This is a genomic window from Methylobacterium oryzihabitans (assembly GCF_004004555.2).
GTDB lineage: Bacteria > Pseudomonadota > Alphaproteobacteria > Rhizobiales > Beijerinckiaceae > Methylobacterium > Methylobacterium oryzihabitans.
In genome coordinates, this window is sequence record NZ_SACP01000088.1 from 1 (window position 1) to 653 (window position 653).

At 58.8% G+C, this 653-nt stretch carries 1 protein-coding gene; it reads left to right on the top strand.

The genetic code is table 11. The annotated features are described in order from the left end of the window. Positions 1 to 371 (top strand): tol-pal system protein YbgF (gene ybgF / locus EOE48_RS28455; RefSeq protein WP_127734228.1); only part of this gene is annotated, 371 nt, incomplete at its 5' end. Positions 372 to 653: the final 282 nt, after the last annotated feature.

Here is a 653-nt window from a genome sequence, read left to right on the forward strand (position 1 = left end):
CGAAAGAGAAGCTCTACTACGATGCTGCTTTCGACCTGATCAAACAGAAAGACTTTGACAAGGCCAGCCAGGCGTTCAATGCCTTCCTGCGCAAGTACCCCAACAGCCAGTACGCCGGCAACGCGCAGTACTGGCTGGGTGAAGTGAACCTGGCCAAAGGCGATCTGCCAGGTGCCAGTCAGGCCTTCGCCCAGGTCAGCCAGAAGTATCCCAAGCACAGCAAAGTGCCGGATTCGCTCTACAAACTGGCCGACGTCGAGCGCCGCATGGGCCATACCGACAAGGTCAAGGGCATCTTGCAGCAGGTCATCACCCAGTACCCCGGCACCTCCGCCGCGCAGCTGGCCCAGCGTGACTTGCAGAAGCTCTGAGCCCTGTAGCTGTACCGCTCGAAAGAAACCCGCGCCAGTCGCGGGTTTTTTCGTTAGAATCACTGCCCTTTTTTCGTAAACACGCTGCTGCGGATAACGCCATGTCGAGTCCGCGACAGTGCCTGACGGAGGCGGACAGCCTGTTTAGCTGTCACGCCCGTGGCGAGCATGCAAGACACATTACGCATCACAGAAGTCTTTTACTCTTTGCAGGGTGAAACGCGAACGGCTGGCTTGCCCACCGTATTCGTGCGCCTTACCGGCTGCCCCCTGCGCTGCCAG